This window comes from Pseudomonas sp. 51_B, assembly GCF_017491595.1.
In the GTDB taxonomy this organism is placed as follows: domain Bacteria; phylum Pseudomonadota; class Gammaproteobacteria; order Pseudomonadales; family Pseudomonadaceae; genus Aquipseudomonas; species Aquipseudomonas promysalinigenes.
Genome location: NZ_JAFGYW010000193.1, coordinates 1 through 515 on the forward strand (window position 1 = coordinate 1; position 515 = coordinate 515).

General features: G+C 63.7%; 1 protein-coding gene. It reads left to right on the forward strand.

Features of this window, described 5'->3' with window-relative positions:
- The coding region (locus tag J5M56_RS24350) for a nitrilase-related carbon-nitrogen hydrolase (RefSeq protein ID WP_279381841.1) at nucleotides 1-444 on the forward strand (444 nt) is incomplete at its 5' end.
- Nucleotides 445-515 lie beyond the last annotated feature (71 nt).

Genomic DNA, 515 nt, shown 5'->3' on the forward strand with positions numbered 1-515 from the left:
GGTAATGTTGTGGTGGCGGATACGCCGGTGGGGCGCGTCGGTCTGAGCGTGTGTTACGACTTGCGTTTCCCGGAGCTGTACAGTGAATTGCGTGCCGCCGGTGCCGAGTTGATTACCGCACCGTCGGCCTTTACGGCCGTAACCGGCGCCGCGCATTGGGATGTACTGATCCGCGCGCGGGCCATCGAAACACAGTGTTATATCCTCCCGGCCGCACAGGGCGGCAGTCATCCGGGGCCACGCGAGACCTTCGGGCATGCGGCGATTGTCGACCCGTGGGGGCGTGTGCTGGCCCAGCAGGAACAAGGCGAGGCGGTGTTGCTGGCCGCCCGCGACAGTGATGAACAAGCGTCCATCCGGGCGCGCATGCCGGTGACGCGTCATCGGCGGTTTTTCTCGCAGGGCGCCCAGCGGCCTGCTTCAGAACACGAATTTAAGGCGTAAACCTATGAGCGAGTTGTTGTCCTCAGTCAGTGATCACCTGTTGGCACCCGGCGGTGTCACGATCGAGAGCC